Consider the following 19,307-nt stretch of genomic DNA (forward strand, 5'->3'; position numbering starts at 1 on the left):
AAGGACCCGGCATGATCCTGTGCTGCGGTGAAGCCCTGATCGACATGATCGCCACCCCGACCATTTCGGGCGGTGATGGATTTGTGCCCCATTCCGGTGGCGCGGTCTTTAACACTGCCATTGCCTTGGGGCGGTTGGGGTCGCCGGTTGGGCTGCTGACCGGTCTGTCTTCGGATATGTTCGGAGAGCAACTGACCGATGCCCTGAAGACCAGCCATGTGGATGCAAGCCATGTGATCCGAGCAGATCGCCCCACGACGCTGGCCTTTGTGCAGTTGAAGGACGGGCACGCCTCCTACAGCTTTATCGACGAAAACTCGGCGGGTCGCATGCTGATGCCCGAGGATATGCCGGATCAGCTCCCCGCTATTTCGGCGCTGTATTTCGGCGGCATCAGCCTGGCCTGCGAGCCTTGCGCCGACGCTTACGCCGCATTGCTGGACCGGCAAGGGGCGGATCGGGCGGTGATGATTGATCCCAATATCCGGCCCGATTTCATCAAGGATCAAACCCGATATCGCACCCGTCTGAACCGGATGATCGCACAGGCGGATATCGTAAAGGTCTCGGACGAGGATCTGGATTGGATCATTCCCGGCCCGGAAAGCATCACTGAGAAAGTGCCGCTGTTGCTGCAAGCCGGGCCTGCCGTGGTCATTGTAACGCGTGGCGGTGACGGCGCGTCAGGCTATCTGGCGGACGGGTCCGAAACCTCAGTCCCTGTTCGACCGGTTCAGGTTGTCGATACCGTCGGTGCAGGTGACACGTTCAACGCTGGTGTGCTGGCCGAACTGGAACGCGGTGGGCACCTGACCAAAACCGCCCTGCGCACCCTGCGTACCGAAAACCTGCGCGCCGCATTGGCCAAAGGCGCAGAGGTCGCAGCCATCACCGTTTCCCGCGCTGGGGCCAACCCGCCCTGGGCGCACGAGCTTTGAACCCCAAAGAGACCTAAATGAAACGTTCTGACATCAACGCCATCAAAACCGAAGCCGAGGCCTTTATACGCTCCTTCGGTGCGGTCCTGCCCCCCTTTGCCAATTGGTTGCCTGACCAAATGCGCAGTGACAAAGCCGCAGGCATTCGCGAACGTGGGCTGGGTTGGGACATCACCGATTACGGGCAGGGTCGCTTTGATGAGTTGGGCCTGTTCCTGTTCACCTTGCGCAACGGTGACGTGGGTGATCTGAACAGTGGTCGGGGCATGCTTTATGCCGAAAAGCTGCTGGTATCGCGAGACAAACAGCTGTCGCCAATGCACCGCCACATTGTGAAAGCCGAAGACATCATAAACCGCGGCGGTGGTGATCTGGTGATGGAGATCTATGCCTCGGACCCGCAAGGCGGTATCGACCGTGAAAATCCTGTTGTCGTGCCCAGCGACGGTTGCCCCGTCACAATTCGGCCCGGTGAGTTGCTTCGCTTGAAACCCGGCGAAAGCGTCACTCTGATGCCCGGCATATGGCACGCCTTCTGGGCTGAAAAAGGCGATTGCCTGATTGGCGAGGTCTCGACCGTCAATGACGACCGAACCGACAACGTGTTCGAAGACCCGATCCCGCGCTTTGCAACCATCGAAGAAGACGTCGCGCCGGATTTCCTGTTGGTCGCAGATTACTACTCTTGATACGCAGTTTTCAGGCTGACCTGACCCGCAAAATGATAAGTCGCTTTTCTTAAACCGGAAAAACGCATTAACATGGGCTGCGAAACCGTGGGTGGGGGTTCCAACCCTGACCTTTTAGCGCAACAACTGTTAGGGGGCCGGTCCAATGGTCACGAAAGCCGAGCTTGAAGCGCAAGTTGCCGATCTGCGCCGCCAACTGGCCGAGCAAACTGCGACCCGTGAACAGGCACAAAGGCCGGAACCACACGATACTGTGGCCGACAGGATTGCCGAGAACATCGACAACTGGACCGGACAGCTTGAAGAAGCCCTGACCGAGTTGGAGGATCTGCCGCACAAAAGACCAATCCTGTTTGCGCTTGGCATTTTTACGCTTGGCTATCTGCTAGGCCGATCCCGGTAGGAGCCTGAACATGAGCCGCATTTCCCGCAATATCTCGATCATTCTGCGCGCCGAACGGTTGATTGCCCAACGCCATGTTGCCGTGGCCGCACGGCGAACCGGCTTTTACGCTGCGGCGGGGCTGGCCGCGGGGCTGGCTGTCATCATGCTGAACGTGGCCGGTTTTTTCTGGTTGTCCGCAACCCTGTCCAAACCGCTGGCCGCGCTGATCATGGCTGGGGCCAACCTGTTGCTGGGTGTGATCCTGGTTCTGATGGCCAACACGCAGAACGCGCAGGCGGATACGACAGCCGCGGTCGAATTGCGCGATATGGCACTGTTAGATATCGAAACCGAGATCAAAGACACTCTGTCCGACGCACGTAACACCGTGACAGGCATCCGGCGCGACCCGCTGGGTGCCCTGACACCCGATGTTATCAGCGCCATTCTGAGTACGCTGATCAAATACGCCAAGCGTCGCAAAGACAAACCCGAGCAATAGCGACTATTGCACCATCCGGGCGGCGGCGCGGGCGATCACCATCTCTTCGTTCGTGGGAATTGCCAGAATGCGCACGCGGCTGAAATCGGTCGACAGAACCGTGCCATTGTCGGCGTTCCTGTTGGGATCCATTTCAATCCCGATCCAGCGCATCCCGTCACAAACCCGCTGACGGATCTGTACTGCATTCTCACCAATGCCGCCCGTGAATACCAGCGCGTCCAACCCTTCCAGCGCAGCAGACATGGCGCCAAGCTCTCGGCGAATGCGAAAGACATAATAATCGATCGCCTTGCGTGCCTCGGGCGTTTCGGCGGCCAGCAGGGTGCGCATGTCCGATGACATCCCCGACAGACCCAGCAGGCCGGAATTACGATAGAGCATGTCGGCGATTTCATCCGCGCTCATCCCTTCCTGCTGCATCATGTACAGCACGACACCCGGGTCCAGCTGACCGCTGCGGGTGCCCATCGGCAGGCCGTCCAAAGCGGAAAAACCCATGGTCGACGCCACAGCCCGCCCGCCTGACACAGCACACATCGACGCGCCATTGCCCAGATGCGCGATGACAACGCGGCCATCATACAGACTGGGCGCGATCTCTTTCAGCTTTTGCGTGATGTAGTCATAGCTCAGGCCGTGAAAGCCGTACCGGCGCACGCCCTTGTCATAATAGCTCTGCGGCAGGGCGAAGGTATCGTTGACCCATGGATGGGTGCGGTGAAAGGCGGTGTCGAAACAGGCCACCTGAACCGTGTCTGGAAAGGCGGCGCTAGCTGCACGGATACCGGCCAGACTGAATGGCTGGTGCAGCGGCGCATAGGGGATGAACCCGGCCAGAGTATCCAGAACCTTGTCGTCAATCCGCACGGGTTCGGAATACACCGTCCCCCCATGCACAACCCGGTGACCTATGGCGCGGATGTGGATGTCCGGCAGATATTCGCGTGTCATGTCCAGAAAGGCCTGGATTGCCTCGTCATGGCTTTGGGTATCCGTCAGCGCCTGGTTGATCGAGCGGCCCCCGGCAGATTCCGCCAACAAGCGCGGCGCATCCCCCAAGCGTTCGATCTGGCCGTGCCAACGCATGCTGGGGCGATTGCCTTCGACCAGTTCATACAGCCCGAATTTCAACGAAGACGACCCGGCGTTCAGCGCCAGCACATGGTCAGCCATGAATTTTACCCTTATTTGCTTGCGCATGCAGCGCCGCCACCGCACAGGAAGCCAACCGCGAGGCATCATCATCCGCTCGGGACGTCAGAATGATCGGGGCGGCGGCACCTACCACAATTCCCGCTGCCTCGGCATGGGAAATGTAAGTCAGCTGTTTGGCCACCATATTGCCAGCTTCGATATTCGGGGCCACGAGAATATCCGCCGCCCCGGCGACGGCGGACTTGATGCCCTTTGTTCGCGCCGCCTTCAGATCAACCGCGTTGTCCATCGCCAGTGGGCCATCGACCAGTCCACCGGTGATCTGACCCCGCTCGGCCATTTTCGACAACAGCGCCGCATCCACAGACGAGGGCATATGCGGGTTGATCGTCTCAACCGCCGACAAGACGCCAACCTTTGGTGTTTCTATCCCGATCGAGTGTGCCAGATGGATGGCATTCTGCACAATGTCTGCCTTGGTCTCGAGGTCCGGGGCGATGTTCACGGCCGCATCCGTCACCATGATGGGCCGTGAAAAGCCTGGCACATCCATCACAAACACATGCGACAAGCGACGGCCTGTCCGCAGACCTTTGTCCCGACGCAGAACCGCTCGCAGCAAAACATCGGTGTGCAAATGCCCCTTCATCAGGGTTTGCGCCTTACCTTCAACCACCAGGTCCACAGCGCGATGGGCCGCATTTTCATGACTGCGGGCTTCAATGATCTCGAGACTCGACAAATCGGCCTTCAACTCGGCGGCTGCAGCAGCGATTTTGTCAGGATCACCCAGAAGGATCGGCGCAATAATACCTTTGGAATGCCCTAGCAACGCGCCGCCCAGCGAGTTCGGCTCTTCCGGAGCGATCACGGCTGTGGGCATCGGATCCAGAGGCTTTGCCTTTGCGATCAGTGCATCGAAATGGCGATGGCGCTGAACGATCAGGCCGGGCACGTCAACCGAGTCAAAGGTCAGGTGTTTGGCTGGCGGCGTCACTTGCACCTCACCACTGAGGATCAGAGCGTTGTCGCCCACGCGGCGCACTTCGGTCGCACAAAGCAAATCACCGTCGTCCCGCTTTTCGGTCACGGTCAGCGTGGCGGTCACCTCGTCATCAGCCAGAACAGGCGCATGAAAAGACAGGTTCGCCGACCGCGCCTGGGTGCCCGCGCCAGGCAGGATATTGCCCAAAATTGCCGCAATCAGACCGGCAGGCCACAGGGCTGGGGCCACTGCCTCGGGGTGGCCATCGCCATCGCCATCATATCCTGCCAGATGCAATGGATTATGATCGCCCGAGGCCGAGGCAAAGGCATAAAGATCATCGACCGTACATAAGCGCGTCACCTGCGCCACGTCCCCGACCTTGATCTGCGCGTAGGTGCGGTTTTCCGTTATTTTCATTTCTGTTTGGCCTTGTTCGCAGCAGCCGAACTGCGCCCTTGAGATTTGCTCCGAGTTTCCGTTTTCTGTTTGATCTCAGCAAGATCAAGCGTGTCGTACAGTGCTTGTGCCATCTCAACAAGCTCAGGCGACGGGTCTGGAAGTTCGCCCAGAATACGCTTGAGCAGATCTACCGCCTGCTTTCTGTCAGCAACCCGCGGAAGCAAGTCGGGCAACGTATCTATCGCACCCTGTTCGTCAAAAGTGACGATCACTGTCTGTTCGCGCAACATGCGTTGACGGTCTTCGACGGTGAGATCCCTGAACGGGGCCTCATGTTGGAACACATGCGCCCAGCGATGCAGAATTTCAGCCCGAAAGCTTTGGTTGCTTGAGGCCAGCAACAGCAACAACCGGATCACGGCCTCGGGCAGCCCGCCCTGTTTCATATGCGCCAATGCTGCCTCAACCTCGGGCAAGGCTTTCAGGGTTTCAGGATCAGGCAAGGTACGGTGGGCTGCGTTCTTCTTGCCGAACCACGCGGCCAACGGACCACCCCAAAGCGCATAGAACATCCCTTCATACCAGGCGTCGCGCAGGTCTCGACTCAGATCCATAGCCTGTTCGATCCAGTCGCCGGTCAGCTTTTCCATCTCAAGAAACGCGTTATCAGCTGTCGCCGGGGCGCGCAGTTCGCGCGTCATCCCGGCCAATTGCGCAACCCCCTTCATCATCGGATTGTCCGAAGACATCGCCGTGCGTTGAACGCGCAGAGGGTGCAGATCACGCAAAGCCTTTGCGCCCATCGGTGTCGACACGGACCGCACAAAAGGACGCCCAAAGGTTTCATACGCATTCGCCTGCACTTCGGACATATGGGCCACCGCGGCAAAGCTGGCCTCGTCCTGCTGACCGTCGTCCAACGCGGCTACATCCCCGAGTGTGCGGTCATAGAACCGAACCTCGAACTGTTTATCCTGGCCTTCGCCTTGGGTGTTTTCGATCACCATCTCGTAGAGGCCTGGTGCCATTGCTTCGACCGTTTCCAGGGTCGAAGCCATCTGCGTATGTTCCTTACGCGCCACTTTGGACGAAACAAAAATGCCCAGATGGCCAACCTCATCATGCAACATGTAGATGATCCGCTGACCGCGCAGACGGATTTCCTCTTCATCTGCGTATGTGGCGGCAATCCAGTTGAGTGCCTGCTGGGGCGGTGTGATGTTGTCACCTTGGCTGGCAAAGACAAATATTGGGCCTTTCACCGCCTTGATGTCGATCGGCACGCCCGGTTCCAACTGCGCGGTGTTCTTGATCAGCCGATTGCCAACGAACAGCTGCTCGACGATCCAGTGAATCTCGGCCTCGTTCAATAGGAAGTAACCACCCCACCAGCGCTCAAAATCAATGAAGCGTTTCCGACCGCCATCAGGGTCGCGGTAGAGGTCGAAATACTTGCCGAAATAATTCCGGCTGGGGTTCAGCTGTTCAAAATTCATCACCAGATTGGCGCCATCGAACATGCCCGCGCCGACGTCCGACCAGAACATCGGTTGCCAGGTGCCGCCCAGAACACCGGCGTTATACCGCATCGGATTTTCCCCTACCTCGCCCGACCATGGCGCAATGGGGGCGCCATTCAGTATCAGCGGTCCAGTCAGGTCCGGGTTGCAGGCGGCCATCAGCAAAGTGGCCCACCCACCCTGGCAATTGCCGGTCACGACCGGCTGCGGGCTGTCGGGATGGCGCGCGCGGACAGTGCGCACGAACCCGGCCTCGGCATGCATGACGTCGGCAAGGGTCTGCCCCGACATAGGGTCTCGTCCGAAACTGACGAAATAAACCGGGTGCCCTTTTGACAGGGCAACGCCAACCTGACTGTCTGGTTTGAATCCACCGATCCCGCCGCCGTGACCGGCACGCGGATCGATGATGATGTAGGGACGCCGGGTGTCGTCAATGGTTACACCTTTGGGCGGCAGGATGCGCAGCAGTTGGTAATTGCAGGGGCGTTTCAGGGTCGCCCCGTCGACGATGACCTCATAGTCATAGATCAGCACTGGCGGGCAACCCGCGGCTTCATGCTCCAGAAAAGCATCTCCGCGTTCACGCAGCGCGTCCATGGTCAGCACCACGCGCTGGGTGGCGTCTTTCAGATAAGCAGTCCAATCGTCGACAATCGATTGCGAACGCGCAATGCGCTGCGAAACCTCGGCGAAGCCCTGCATCAGATCTCGGGTCCGCTCTGAATGCGTTTCGATAATCCGCGTCGATTGCAGCCGGGCGGATTGGGACAACAGGGTCCATTGTACGCCGGACCGATCCAAAGCGCGGGTTACGATATCAACCGTTCGGTCCTGAGCCGCAGCCGCATTTTCAGCCGTCTCGGACCGAAGGTTCAACGAGGTCTTCTGCACATTGGTCACCATGAGCCTGTCCTCTAACCATCGAAAACACATGCGCCACCACCGTGAAATTCTGCCAGTGGCCGAGTCGATTTCTGCGACGCAGCATAGTTTGTTTCGAAATGATACTCAAACCCAACTCTGCGCCGCGCCGTCTTGGTTCTAACCGTTGGTGCAGCCACCGCCTGAGCGGCATTGGACACCTTCAACTGTCAGGTGACTGGCGAAAAGGCGAAAAATAAATGTTTCAATAATGATCTGGATCAAGATTCATCACATTCGGAAACGCTATTGGGATAACCTAGTAAGGGAATCAAGCGCGTACAGTCCAGCCAAATGAGCCAGATGACCAGTCGTCGGGCGTTTCTAAGCGCCAAAGTATGTCGGGAGGACAGCAGCATTGTCCGTCCTCCGGGATCACATGTGCCGGGTTTCCTGGATCACTGCACCAAATGTGGCGACTGCGTCGACGCCTGTCAGGAAACGGTGATTGTCGTCGGTCAGGACGGTTTCCCCGTGTTTAAGCCCAGTGAAAACCCCTGCACCTTTTGCGGCGATTGCGCCACGGTCTGCCCGACAGACGCGTTGCAAATCGAACGCCTGCCGGACTGGCCCTGGCGCGCGGCGATTGAGACATCCTCTTGCCTGTCCATGAACGGGGTCAGCTGCCGCGTATGTCAGGATAATTGCGAACAGAATGCCATCCGCTTCAGGTTGCAACTGGGCGGTCTGGCCGAGCCTTCACTGGATGCCAAAACCTGCGTTGGGTGTGGTGCTTGCGTGCCCTCCTGCCCTGTCAATGCCATCGCGCTTGACCGTCAGCCCACATCTAAAACGGAAGCGATACAATGAATATTTGCGGTTGCCTTGTACATATCGTCCCTGACCAAGCTGAGGCCGCGGCGCAAACGATGCGCGACACACCAGGCGTCGAGGTGCATGCCCAGGCCGAAGACGGCCGTTTCGTCGTCGTCGTCGAAGACACATCCGATCACCTGGCGTCCGAGATCATCATGGATCTGCATCAGATCCCCGGAGTGGTCTCACTGACGCTGACCTATCACCATTTCGAGGATCTTGCGGAGGCTACCCCGCATCCCGATGCCCCAAGCCAAACCACCAGCCGGAGGCTCACGCTATGACTACTTCAGAATCTCGCCGGACTTTTCTCAAGGCCTCAGCGGCCGCTGCCACTGCATCAGCCGCTGGCATTCCTCTGGCCACCGGTCAGGCCAACGCGCAGGCCGGGGCCCCCGATATCCGCTGGGACAAGGCGGCCTGCCGGTTCTGCGGTACCGGATGTTCGGTGCTGGTCGGCACCAAGGACGGCCGTGTGGTGGCCACGCAAGGCGACCCGGACGCGCCGGTAAACCGTGGCCTGAACTGCATCAAGGGCTATTTCCTGTCCAAGATCATGTACGGCAAGGACCGTCTGACCACGCCGCTACTGCGCAAGACCAACGGCGAATACGACAAGAACGGTGAATTCGAGCCGGTCAGCTGGGACGAAGCCTTCGACGTCATGGCCGCCAAGTGGAAAGAGGCCCTGGCCAAGAAGGGTCCAACCAGTGTTGGAATGTTCGGTTCGGGTCAGTGGACAATCTGGGAAGGCTATGCCGCCTCCAAATTGATGAAAGCCGGATTCCGGTCTAACAATATCGACCCCAACGCGCGGCACTGTATGGCATCCGCCGTTGTCGGGTTCATGCGCACATTCGGCATTGATGAGCCGATGGGCTGTTATGACGATTTCGAACACGCGGACACTTTTGTGCTGTGGGGCTCGAACATGGCCGAGATGCACCCGATCCTGTGGTCGCGCCTGACCGATACGCGCCTGACCAAGCCGGGATGTGAAGTCCACGTGCTGTCGACCTTCGAACACCGTTCGTTCGAACTGGCAGACAACGGCATCGTGTTTGAACCACAGACCGATCTGGCGATCCTAAATTACATCGCGAACTACATCATCCAGAACAACGCGGTGAACGAGTATTTCGTCAGAAATCACGTCAACATCACGAAGACTGCCACCGATATCGGCTATGGCCTGCGAGAAACCAACGCGCTGCAACAAGAGGCAGAAAACCCGAACTCTGGCGCGCTTGAGAGCATCAGCTTTGAAGAATACGCCGAAGCGGTTGCGCCCTATACGCTGGAATACACCTCGGAATTGTCGGGCGTTCCGGCGGATAAGCTCGAGAAGCTCGCGCAGCAATATGCGGACCCGACCCGCAAGGTCATGAGCCTTTGGACTATGGGTTTCAACCAGCACACCCGCGGATCTTGGGTAAACTCGCTGATGTACAACGTCCATCTGCTGGTGGGTAAGATTTCCGAACCGGGCAACTCGCCCTTCTCGCTAACAGGTCAGCCATCGGCTTGCGGAACTGCACGCGAAGTCGGCACTTTTGCCCACCGCCTGCCCGCCGACATGGTGGTGGCGAATGATGAACACCGCGAGATTTGCGAAACTGCGTGGAACATCCCCGAAGGTACCATTCCGCCCAAACCGGGCTTCCATGCTGTTTTGCAGCACCGCAAGCTGAAAGATGGTGAGCTGAACGCCTATTGGGTGCAGTGCAACAACAACATGCAGGCCGCGCCCAACATCAACGAAGAAGGCTATCCCGGTTATCGCAACCCCGAAAACTTCATCACTGTCTCTGACCCCTATCCGACGGTCACCGCCGTTTCTGCCGACCTGATCCTGCCTACCGCCATGTGGGTCGAGAAGGAAGGCGCCTATGGCAACGCCGAACGCCGCACCCAGTTCTGGCGACAGCAGGTGCAGGCCCCTGGTGAGGCCAAGTCCGACCTGTGGCAACTTATGGAATTTTCCAAACGCTTCACGGTTGAAGAGGTCTGGGGCGAAGAACTGCTGGCCAAGATGCCCGAGCATCGCGGCAAGACCATGTTCGACGTGCTCTATGCCAACGGTAAGGTGGATCAGTTCCCGCTGTCCGAGACAGCGGAAGGGTTCCACAACGACGACGCCGAGCACTTTGGGTTCTACGTTCAGAAAGGCCTATTCGAAGAATACGCTGAATTCGGGCGCGGCCATGCGCACGATCTGGCTCCGTTCGAAATGTACCATCAGGCACGCGGCATGCGCTGGCCGGTCGTGGATGGCAAAGAAACGCTATACCGCTTCCGCGAAGGCTTTGACCCGTATGTTCCCGAAGGGGCTGACGTAAAATTCTACGGCCACAAGGATGGCAAGGCCAAGATCATCTTTGCGCCCTACGAACCCGCGGCAGAAGAGCCGGATGAAGAATTTGATCTGTGGTTGTCTACGGGACGTGTGCTTGAACATTGGCACTCGGGCTCGATGACCCGCCGGGTGCCTGAATTGCACCGCGCCTTCCCATCCGCTGTCGTCTACATGCATCCGCAGGACGCCAAGGATCGGGGTCTGCGCCGCGGGCAAGAGATCGTTCTGTCCACTCGCCGCGGCGAGGTTACCAGCCGGGTCGAAACCCGCGGACGCAACAAGGTGCCGCGCGGTTTGGTCTTCATGCCGTGGTTCGACGAACACCAGCTGACCAACAAACTGACGCTGGACGCGACCTGCCCACTGTCGAAAGAAACCGACTATAAAAAGTGCGCCTGCAAGGTCGAGCGCGCGTAACCGGCCCGGATCGCAAAGGTAGCCCCCATGTCTCTGGCTGGTACCCCCCTCTCGCCGCAACGGCGCCGTTTCCTGCAGGATTCGGCGCGCGCGGCAGGCGGCTGCGTGGTCGCAGGGTCTTTGTTGGCCTGGCTGGCCCGTGATGCCCGTGCGTTACCGGCCGAGGCACTGCGTCCACCCGGCGCACTGCCTGAGGAGGCGTTCCTGTCGGCCTGCATCCGTTGTGGGCTGTGCGTGCGGGACTGCCCTTACGATACGTTGAAACTGGCCGAACTTGGGGTGGATGCCGTGGCCACCGGCACCCCCTATTTCACGGCGCGCAATGTGCCGTGTGAGATGTGCGACGACATTCCCTGCGTTGCCGCTTGCCCCACAGGTGCGCTGGACCCGGGGCTGGACAATATCGACGACGCGAAAATGGGCGTTGCCGTTTTGGTCGATCAGGAGAACTGTCTGAACTTTCAGGGCCTGCGCTGCGACGTCTGCTATCGCGTCTGCCCCGTCATTGATGACGCGATCACGCTGGAAGCGGCCCATGACGCCCGATCGGGCCATCATGCGATGTTCATCCCCACCGTGCATGCCGATCGCTGCACCGGTTGCGGCATGTGCGAAAAAAGCTGTGTCCTACCGGAAGCTGCCATCAAGGTTCTGCCGGAACGACTGGCGCGGGGCAGCGCGGCCGACCACTATCGCAAAGGCTGGGAAGAAAAAGAGGCCCATGGCGGGCCTTTGGTGGACGGCTTGATCGATCTGCCCGACCGCTTGCCGGGACCGGGCACAGACAACCTGACCACACCGGGCGGCTTTGCACCGTCATATGACCTGCCGGGGGTAGGCCAATGAGCGCGCGCACGCATATTCCTGTCGGTCACGAAGCGATCGAAGCCAAAGGCTGGATCGGAGCGCATCGTTTTCTGCTACTGCGTCGTACCAGCCAGTTGTTCTTTCTGGTCCTGTTCCTGCTGGGCCCTTGGTTCGGCATCTGGATCGTGCAAGGCACACTGGCCGGGTCCCTGACCCTACGCGTGTTGCCTCTGACCGATCCGTTTATCGTATTGCAAAGCATCATTGCCGGGCATTGGCCTGAATTGACTGCTCTGATCGGCGGGCTAATCGTTCTGGTCGCCTATGCGCTGATCGGGGGCCGCGTCTATTGCTCGTGGGTCTGCCCAATCAACCCGGTAACCGACGCCGCCAATTGGCTGCACCGGCGACTGGACCTGCCGAAAGGTTGGCAACCAAAACGCAGCACACGCCTGTGGGTGCTGGCAATGGTTCTGGTCGTGTCGGGCCTGACCGGCGTGATCGCTTGGGAGCTGATCAACCCCATCACCATGCTGCATCGCGGGCTGATTTTTGGCGCGGGTTTTGTCTGGGCCATGATTGCTGCGATCTTTATCTTTGACCTGTTAGTCGCGCGCCACGGATGGTGCGGTCATATCTGCCCGGTCGGCGCTTTCTATGGTCTGATCGGCAGCAAAAGCTTGCTGCGGGTCAGCGCCGCAAACCGGGCGGCCTGTGACGATTGCATGGATTGCTATGCCGTCTGCCCAGAAAATCAAATCATATCCCCCGCGTTGAAGGGCAAACCCGGGACAACGCCACTGATCCTTTCCCCGGACTGCACCAATTGCGGCCGCTGCATCGACGTATGCGCTGTCGATGTCTTCACCTTTACTCACCGGTTCGACGACCATGTCGCCGCGCCTTCTGATCCAGTTCCCGCGCCCAACCGGCGCGCAGCCAGACCTATTTAAGGGAGTGCCAAGATGAAAAAATCAATCGTGACAGGCGGAATGGCCCTGATCCCCGTTTTGCTCCTGAGCGGGTTCGCCCTTGCCCAGTCGGCCCAAGTGGAAACCCTGCGTGGGGCGGATGTGGATGAGCTTATTCCACTCGATCAGATCCACAAAAATGTCGAAGGGCGCATGCAGCGCAACTATCGCCAGCAACCGCCGCTGGTTCCTCATTCGATCGAACAATACCAAATCGACGTGCGCACCAATCAGTGTCTGTCCTGCCACGACTGGACCAAGGCAGGTGAACGCAACGCGCCGACCCTGTCGATGACCCACTATCTGGATCGCGACGGCAACGAGCTGGATCACATTGCGGGCACCCGCTATTTCTGCAACCAATGTCACGTGCCTCAGGCAGACGCGCCTGCGTTGGTCGACAACGTGTTTGAACCCTCGTCCGGCAACTAATCCAACGCATGTCTGAAAGGAGCACCAAGATGGCAGACTCCCCCGAAAAACGCGGTTGGATTGGCCGCCTCTGGAACTGGATCTGGACACCGGCCGTGGCGTTCAGCTCGGGCTTTCTGATCCTAGCGGGCTTTCTGGCCGGCATCCTGTTCTGGGGTGGGTTCCACTGGACACTGGAACTGACCAACACCGAGGAGTTTTGTACCTCGTGCCACACGATGGAGGTCAATCTGGGCGAATATCGCGAAACGATCCACTACAACAACCATTCCGGTGTGCGCGCGATTTGTTCCGACTGCCACGTGCCGCATGAGTGGAACCACAAGATCAAGGCCAAGATCATGGCCGTCAAAGACGTCTATCACGAACTGGCCGGAACCATCAGCACGCCCGAAAAATACGAAGCGCACCGTCTGAGCATGGCTTCGGCCGTCTGGAAAAAGATGAAGGCGTCGGACAGCCGCGAATGCCGCAATTGCCACAACTTCGACTATATGGATTTCACCATTCAGGAAACTCGCGCCGCATCCGAACACCAACGCGCCATCGACACCAACATGACGTGCATCGATTGCCACCAGGGCATCGCGCACAGCCTGCCTTCGGATTACCTTGAGGAATACCAGAGAGTTACGGATGAGCTGGCCGGTGAGACAACGGGCGCACAATCGCATCAGGTTGCAGATAGCAGCGATGAGATCCGGTCATTTCTGAACAAGAGCGCGGATTAAAGAGAGGCACGATATGCTGGAACTTCTGGGAACAATCGGGGCCAACATCATCAGCCTTCCGGGCATTCTGGGCCTTGCGCTTGGCATGATGACCCGCCGCCTGTGGCTGGGCGGCTTGATGGGGGCCGTGGTCGGCGTGCTGGAAACGGTGATCTTCGCCCATTGGAACTTTGCCAATGTCAGTATGGTCGAACTGTTAATCGCCGTCGTCATCGGCCTGTGCGCAGGTACGTTGGGTTCGGTCATCCGCATCAAGGGTGCGACAGTCTGAATTCGCCAAACTTTGCATCAATTCGGCGCCCCGCTGCGGAATGCAGTTGGGGTTCGCCCGAATTCGGCCTTGAACGCACGGGTCATGGCGCCGGCGTTTTCATACCCGCAGCGACCGGCAATTTCCGCGATGGTTTGTTCGGTCTCCTCGACCAGTTTCCGGGCCATAGTCAGCCGCAGGCGCCGATACAGCGCCTGCGGCGTGGTGCGTAATTCGGCCTGAACCCGCATCTCGATCTTCTTTTGCGAACAGCCAAGTTTGCGGGCAACGTCCCGGATCGTCAGCGGTGTTTCTATGTTCCCCTGCATCACCGTCAACGCGCGATTGACCAGCGTATCTTCGGATTTCAAAGGTAAGGCATAGGGATCGGTCGCGCTGCGGCTCATCAGCAGGTGGGCTACCTCCATCGACAGTAGCGGGCCATGATCCCGACGAATGAGGGCCGAGGCCAGATCAAAGGCCGCCATCGCCCCCGAACAAGTCAACCGGTTGCCGTCTATGACAAAGCGTTCCTGCACAACGTCGACTGCTGGAAAAGCTTCTTCGAACCGCGACAGCTCATCCCAGTGAATCGTCGCGCGGTGATCGTCCAGCAAGCCAGCGCGCGCCAGTAGCCAACTGCCGGTATCCAGCCCGGCCACTTGCGGATGGGTCCGCGCCGCCGCCAGCAGCGCGCGCGTGGTGGCACGGGTATCCAGCGACAAATAGCCGTAAGATGGCATCACGACCAATACATCGCCGCTGTAATCGTGCAAGGCCCCATGCGGCGTGACGACCAGCCCGCTGGAACTTTGCACGGGCTTGCCATCCAACGAACAGAATCGCCAGAGATACAGCGTCTGCCGCGACAACGAGTTGGCCGCCCGCAGCGGTTCAACCATGTTGGCGAGGCAGTGATTCGAAAACCCATCAAACAACAGAATGTTATAGCGTTGGGACAATTTTTTCTAACTCTGCATACTAAGCGGCTAACTTTGCATGTCGTGACCGTGACCTGTGGCGTTTCATTCGTCAACCACCAGCCAGGGAACACGCGCTATGCAATTCGGTCTGTCAGAAGAACAGGAAATGATCGTTTCAACGGTCCGCAGCTTTGTCGAGAAAGAGATCTACCCCCACGAAGACGCGGTCGAGCGCAGCGGAACCGTGCCATCAGAGCTGGGCGAAGAGATCAAACAGAAGTGTATCGACCTTGGCTTTTACGCCTGCAACTTCCCCGAAGAAGTCGGCGGCGCTGGTTTGTCGCATCTGGATTTCACATTGGTCGAACGTGAATTGGGCCGTGGTTCCATGGCGCTGACCCACTTCTTTGGCCGTCCGCAAAACATCCTGATGGCCTGCAACGATGATCAACGCGAACGCTATCTGCTGCCCGCCGTGCGTGGTAAAAGGATGGACGCGCTGGCGATGACCGAACCGGATGCCGGGTCGGACGTGCGGGGCATGAAATGTCAGGCCGTGCGCGATGGTGGAGACTGGGTCGTCAATGGCTCAAAACACTTCATCTCGGGCGCGGAGCACGCGGATTTCTTCATCGTATTCATCGCAACAGGCGTAGACGAGACTCCGAAAGGGCCAAAGAAGCGGATCACCACCTTTCTGGTGGATCGCGGCACGCCTGGATTCGAGGTGCGAGAGGGTTACAATTCGGTCAGCCACAAGGGTTATAAGAACTACATCCTGTATTTCGACAATTGCCGCCTGCCCGATACCCAGGTTCTGGGCGAGGTCGACGGCGGCTTTGCGGTGATGAATGAGTGGCTCTATGCCACCCGGCTGACGGTCGCGGCCTTTTCAGTCGGGCGCGCGCGCCGGTGCTTTGACTATGCGCTGAATTATGCGGCCGAACGCAAGCAGTTCGGCCAACCCATCGGCAAGTTTCAGGGCGTCGGCTTTCAGATCGCCGACATGATCACCGAGATCGACGCTGCAGACTGGCTGACCCTCGCCGCCGCGTGGCGACTGGACCAGAACTTGCCATCGAACCGTGAGATCGCCTCGGCCAAGCTCTATGCCTCCGAGACGCTGGCGCGGGTAACCGATACCACACTGCAAATCTTCGGCGGCATGGGTCTGATGGATGACTTCCCGATCGAGCGGTTCTGGCGCGATGCAAGAGTTGAACGTATCTGGGACGGCACCAGCGAGATTCAGCGCCACATCATCAGCCGCGACCTGCTGCGTCCCTTGGGCGCCTGAAGATGAGCAAAGATCTGAACCGGCTGCTGCGCCCGAAATCTATTGCCGTTATCGGCGGTGGGGCGTGGTGTCAGCAGGTCATCCTGCAATCGGAACGCATGGGCTATGCCGGCCAAGTCTGGCCGGTCCATCCCAAGGCAAGTGATATCGCAGGGCACACAGTTTTCGCCCGTCTGGAAGACCTGCCACAGGCCCCGGACGCCGTTTTCATCGGCATCAACCGACACGCCACGATTGAGGCGGTACAGACCCTGTCCGCCATCGGTGCCGGTGGGGCGGTATGCTTCGCCTCGGGCTTTTCCGAAGCAGTTGCCGAAGATGACACGGGCGCGGACCTGCAGGCGCTGTTGCTAGCCGCCGCAGGAGACATGCCCATTCTGGGACCGAATTGTTACGGCTTCATCAACGCGCTGGACGGGGCGCTGCTATGGCCGGATCAGCATGGTGCAACGCCGGTGGACAAGGGCGTTGCGATCTTGACGCAAAGCTCGAACATCTCGATCAACTTGACGATGCAGAAACGCGCGCTGCCGATTGCCTATATGGTGACTTGCGGAAACATGGCGCAAACCAGTCAGGCCGAGATTGCCTCGGCCCTGATCGACGACCCGCGCGTGACCGCCGTTGGCCTACATATCGAAGGGTTCAAGGATATCCGACAGTGGGAGGCGCTGGCCGCTAAGGCGCATGCAAAGGGCATCCCCCTGATAGCGCTCAAGGTCGGTGCGTCGGAACAGGCGCAGGCGGCAACCGTGTCGCACACCGCGTCTCTGGCAGGCAGCGACGCCGGGGCGCAGGCGCTGCTGGAGCGGTTGGGCATACCGCGCCTGTCTGCCTTGCCTGATTTCCTGGAAACGCTGAAACTGTTGCACTGCTACGGGCCATTGCCGGGTGGCAACATCGCCTCGATCAGCTGCTCGGGGGGCGAGGCCAGCTTGATCGCCGATATGGCCATTGGCACTGGTCTGAGTTTCCCTCAGTTGACTGACGACAAGAAAACCCAACTGCGTGATGCGCTTGGTCCGATGGTCGCTTTGAATAACCCGCTAGACTACCACACTTATATCTGGCGCGATGAGGGTGCGATGACGCGGGCATGGTCGGGAATGACAGGCGACGATATCGACCTGACCTTCTCGATCGTCGATTACCCGACCACTGATCCGACAGATTGGGCCTGCGCATCGCGAGCGGCGCTGAAAGTGCGGGCCGAGACCGGAGCTCGTTTCGCTATCGCGGCAACTCTGCCTGAACTTCTGCCCCAGGACATCGCGCAAGACCTTATGGCCGGTGGCGTAGCCCCTCTTATGGGTCTGCAAGAAGCGCTTAGCGCCACCCGTGCAGCGGGTCAGGTCAAAGCACCCGCCGAGGCCGTAGTTTGCCTGCCCGGCACGATCGAGGCAACGCGTACATTGACCGAGGCCGAGGCGAAATCAGCGTTGGAAGTGTGTGGCTTGTGCGTCCCTCAGAACCGCACAGTTCGGGGCGCTGACGAAGCACGCGCTGCGGCGTCGGATATGACCGCGCCCTTTGCCATCAAAGGCATCGGGTTGGCCCATAAATCCGAACACGGCGCAGTATGCCTTGGCGTCCAGGTTGACGACGTAGCCGATGTGGCCGCCGACATCGGGACGGATGAGGTGCTGATCGAAGAGATGATCACCGGTACCGTAGTCGAGCTTTTAATCGGCGTCGTCCGCGATCCGGCGCATGGGTTCGTCCTGACGCTGGGCGCAGGCGGTGTGCTGACCGAAGTGCTACGCGATACCGCGTCGCTGTTGGTACCCAGCACATCCGACGATATCCGCGCCGCACTGGCCAAGTTGAAAATAGCCCCGTTACTTGCGGGCTATCGCGGCCAACCTGCCGCTGATATGGATGCGATCATCACCGCAATTCAGGCCGTTCAGGCCTATGTCATGCAAAATGCCGACACGCTTGGCGAGGTCGAAATTAACCCGCTTCTCTGCACGCCCGACACGGCGGTTGCAGTGGATGCCCTGATTAGAAAGGCCTGAGACATGGACCCGATCAAAACCCGACGCGACGGAGCGATCCTTGAGGTGACGCTGGACCGGCCCAAGGCCAATGCTATCGACCTGATCACCAGCCGCAGAATGGGTGAGGTCTTTACCGAATTTCGCGATGACCCCGAATTGCGCGTCGCCATTCTGACAGGCGCGGGCGAAAAGTTCTTCTGCCCCGGCTGGGATCTGATAGCCGCTGCCGATGGCGATGCAGTTGACGGCGATTACGGCGTTGGCGGGTTCGGCGGCCTTCAGGAACTGCGCGATCTGAACAAGCCGGTGATTGCAGCGGTAAACGGGATCGCCTGTGGCGGCGGTTTGGAACTGGCTCTGTCAGCCGACATGATCCTGGCGGCCGAGCATGCCACATTCGCCCTGCCTGAAATCCGCTCGGGCACTGTTGCGGATGCGGCCAGCGTCAAACTGCCCAAGCGTATCCCCTACCATATCGCGATGGAGCTGCTGCTGACCGGGCGCTGGTTCGACGCCGAAGAAGCCAACCGCTGGGGGCTGGTGAACGAAATCATCCCCGCCAATCAGTTGATGGATCGCGCGTGGGAGCTGGCCCGGCTGCTGGCCTCGGGCCCTCCTCTGGTTTACGCCGCGATCAAAGAGGTCGTGCGCGACGCCGAGGACAGCAAGTTCCAGGATGCCATGAACCGCATCACCAAGCGCCAGTTGCGCACGGTAGATGTGCTGTATGCCAGCGAAGATCAGTTGGAAGGCGCGCGCGCCTTTGCGGAAAAACGCGACCCGGTCTGGAAAGGAAAGTAAGCG

19 protein-coding genes are annotated in these 19,307 nt (G+C 59.2%); 15 read left to right on the forward strand and 4 right to left on the reverse strand.

Going from position 1 to position 19,307, the window contains the following annotated elements; genetic code table 11:
- Positions 1 to 11: 11 nt before the first annotated feature.
- The 4 genes from ACR0B8_RS14030 to ACR0B8_RS14045 all read left to right on the forward strand — a co-directional run bounded on the left by ACR0B8_RS14030 (position 12) and on the right by ACR0B8_RS14045 (position 2,514).
- A complete protein-coding gene (locus ACR0B8_RS14030; RefSeq protein ID WP_170361747.1) occupies positions 12 to 938 on the forward strand; it encodes a carbohydrate kinase family protein in 927 nt (308 codons plus the stop codon).
- A gap of 17 nt (positions 939 to 955) precedes the next feature.
- Entirely contained in the window at positions 956 to 1,627 is a 672-nt protein-coding gene (locus tag ACR0B8_RS14035) for a D-lyxose/D-mannose family sugar isomerase (RefSeq protein ID WP_170361748.1), read from the forward strand.
- Positions 1,628 to 1,772: 145 nt separating this feature from the next.
- A complete protein-coding gene (locus tag ACR0B8_RS14040) occupies positions 1,773 to 2,030 on the forward strand; it encodes a hypothetical protein (RefSeq protein WP_170349923.1) in 258 nt (85 codons plus the stop codon).
- Between the two features lie 10 nt (positions 2,031 to 2,040).
- Positions 2,041 to 2,514, forward strand: coding sequence for a hypothetical protein (locus ACR0B8_RS14045; protein WP_170349924.1), 474 nt, complete (start codon positions 2,041 to 2,043; stop codon positions 2,512 to 2,514).
- Positions 2,515 to 2,517: 3 nt separating this feature from the next.
- Here ACR0B8_RS14045 and ACR0B8_RS14050 read toward each other — a convergent pair whose 3' ends face one another.
- From ACR0B8_RS14050 to ACR0B8_RS14060, 3 genes are read right to left on the reverse strand one after another with little or no spacing between them, the layout of a single operon-like run.
- Positions 2,518 to 3,690 (reverse strand): acetate/propionate family kinase, encoded by a 1,173-nt coding sequence (locus tag ACR0B8_RS14050; protein WP_480658822.1) that lies wholly within the window; start codon positions 3,688 to 3,690, stop codon positions 2,518 to 2,520.
- The gene (locus tag ACR0B8_RS14055) at positions 3,683 to 5,077 is read right to left on the reverse strand and encodes a bifunctional enoyl-CoA hydratase/phosphate acetyltransferase (protein ID WP_480658820.1); all 1,395 of its coding nucleotides are present in this window, start codon (positions 5,075 to 5,077) and stop codon (positions 3,683 to 3,685) included. Before ACR0B8_RS14055 ends, ACR0B8_RS14050 begins: the two co-directional genes overlap by 8 nt.
- The gene (locus tag ACR0B8_RS14060) at positions 5,074 to 7,485 is read right to left on the reverse strand and encodes a DUF3141 domain-containing protein (protein WP_480658818.1); all 2,412 of its coding nucleotides are present in this window, start codon (positions 7,483 to 7,485) and stop codon (positions 5,074 to 5,076) included. Before ACR0B8_RS14060 ends, ACR0B8_RS14055 begins: the two co-directional genes overlap by 4 nt.
- A 312-nt stretch (positions 7,486 to 7,797) precedes the next feature.
- Between ACR0B8_RS14060 and napF the strand changes: the two genes are divergently transcribed.
- From napF to ACR0B8_RS14100, 8 genes are read left to right on the forward strand one after another with little or no spacing between them, the layout of a single operon-like run.
- Positions 7,798 to 8,313 (forward strand): ferredoxin-type protein NapF, encoded by a 516-nt coding sequence (gene napF, locus ACR0B8_RS14065; protein ID WP_170361754.1) that lies wholly within the window; start codon positions 7,798 to 7,800, stop codon positions 8,311 to 8,313.
- Complete coding sequence (locus ACR0B8_RS14070) at positions 8,310 to 8,603, forward strand: chaperone NapD (RefSeq protein ID WP_170361755.1); 294 nt, start codon at positions 8,310 to 8,312, stop codon at positions 8,601 to 8,603. Before napF ends, ACR0B8_RS14070 begins: the two co-directional genes overlap by 4 nt.
- On the forward strand, positions 8,600 to 11,092 hold the full coding sequence (gene napA, locus ACR0B8_RS14075; protein ID WP_170361756.1) for a nitrate reductase catalytic subunit NapA: 2,493 nt from the start codon (positions 8,600 to 8,602) through the stop codon (positions 11,090 to 11,092). Before ACR0B8_RS14070 ends, napA begins: the two co-directional genes overlap by 4 nt.
- A gap of 27 nt (positions 11,093 to 11,119) precedes the next feature.
- Positions 11,120 to 11,938, forward strand: coding sequence for a ferredoxin-type protein NapG (gene napG, locus ACR0B8_RS14080; protein WP_170361757.1), 819 nt, complete (start codon positions 11,120 to 11,122; stop codon positions 11,936 to 11,938).
- On the forward strand, positions 11,935 to 12,852 hold the full coding sequence (napH, locus tag ACR0B8_RS14085; RefSeq protein WP_170361758.1) for a quinol dehydrogenase ferredoxin subunit NapH: 918 nt from the start codon (positions 11,935 to 11,937) through the stop codon (positions 12,850 to 12,852). The genes napG and napH overlap by 4 nt, the downstream gene beginning before the upstream one ends.
- A gap of 12 nt (positions 12,853 to 12,864) precedes the next feature.
- The gene (locus tag ACR0B8_RS14090; RefSeq protein ID WP_170361759.1) at positions 12,865 to 13,302 is read left to right on the forward strand and encodes a nitrate reductase cytochrome c-type subunit; all 438 of its coding nucleotides are present in this window, start codon (positions 12,865 to 12,867) and stop codon (positions 13,300 to 13,302) included.
- Between the two features lie 29 nt (positions 13,303 to 13,331).
- Entirely contained in the window at positions 13,332 to 14,033 is a 702-nt protein-coding gene (locus ACR0B8_RS14095) for a NapC/NirT family cytochrome c (protein WP_170349934.1), read from the forward strand.
- Positions 14,034 to 14,046: 13 nt separating this feature from the next.
- Entirely contained in the window at positions 14,047 to 14,304 is a 258-nt protein-coding gene (locus ACR0B8_RS14100; protein WP_170349935.1) for a hypothetical protein, read from the forward strand.
- 17 nt (positions 14,305 to 14,321) lie between these two features.
- On the opposite strand, the gene ACR0B8_RS14105 is transcribed toward ACR0B8_RS14100, so the two are convergent.
- Positions 14,322 to 15,245 carry a GlxA family transcriptional regulator gene (locus tag ACR0B8_RS14105; protein ID WP_254437246.1) on the reverse strand — a complete coding sequence of 308 codons (924 nt, stop codon included), beginning with the start codon at positions 15,243 to 15,245 and terminating at the stop codon, positions 14,322 to 14,324.
- A 97-nt stretch (positions 15,246 to 15,342) separates the two neighbouring features.
- Here ACR0B8_RS14105 and ACR0B8_RS14110 point away from each other — a divergent pair, with 97 nt between their 5' ends.
- Genes ACR0B8_RS14110 through ACR0B8_RS14120 form a run of 3 tightly spaced genes read left to right on the forward strand, consistent with a single transcriptional unit; the run spans position 15,343 to position 19,304 of the window.
- Complete coding sequence (locus ACR0B8_RS14110) at positions 15,343 to 16,503, forward strand: acyl-CoA dehydrogenase family protein (protein ID WP_170361760.1); 1,161 nt, start codon at positions 15,343 to 15,345, stop codon at positions 16,501 to 16,503.
- 2 nt (positions 16,504 to 16,505) lie between these two features.
- The gene (locus ACR0B8_RS14115) at positions 16,506 to 18,521 is read left to right on the forward strand and encodes an acetate--CoA ligase family protein (protein WP_480658814.1); all 2,016 of its coding nucleotides are present in this window, start codon (positions 16,506 to 16,508) and stop codon (positions 18,519 to 18,521) included.
- 3 nt (positions 18,522 to 18,524) lie between these two features.
- Positions 18,525 to 19,304: a carnitinyl-CoA dehydratase gene (locus ACR0B8_RS14120; RefSeq protein WP_170361762.1), complete on the forward strand. Its 780-nt coding sequence runs from the start codon at positions 18,525 to 18,527 to the stop codon at positions 19,302 to 19,304.
- The last annotated feature ends 3 nt before the right edge of the window (positions 19,305 to 19,307 follow it).

It is taken from the genome of Ruegeria sp. BH6 (genome assembly GCF_056538105.1).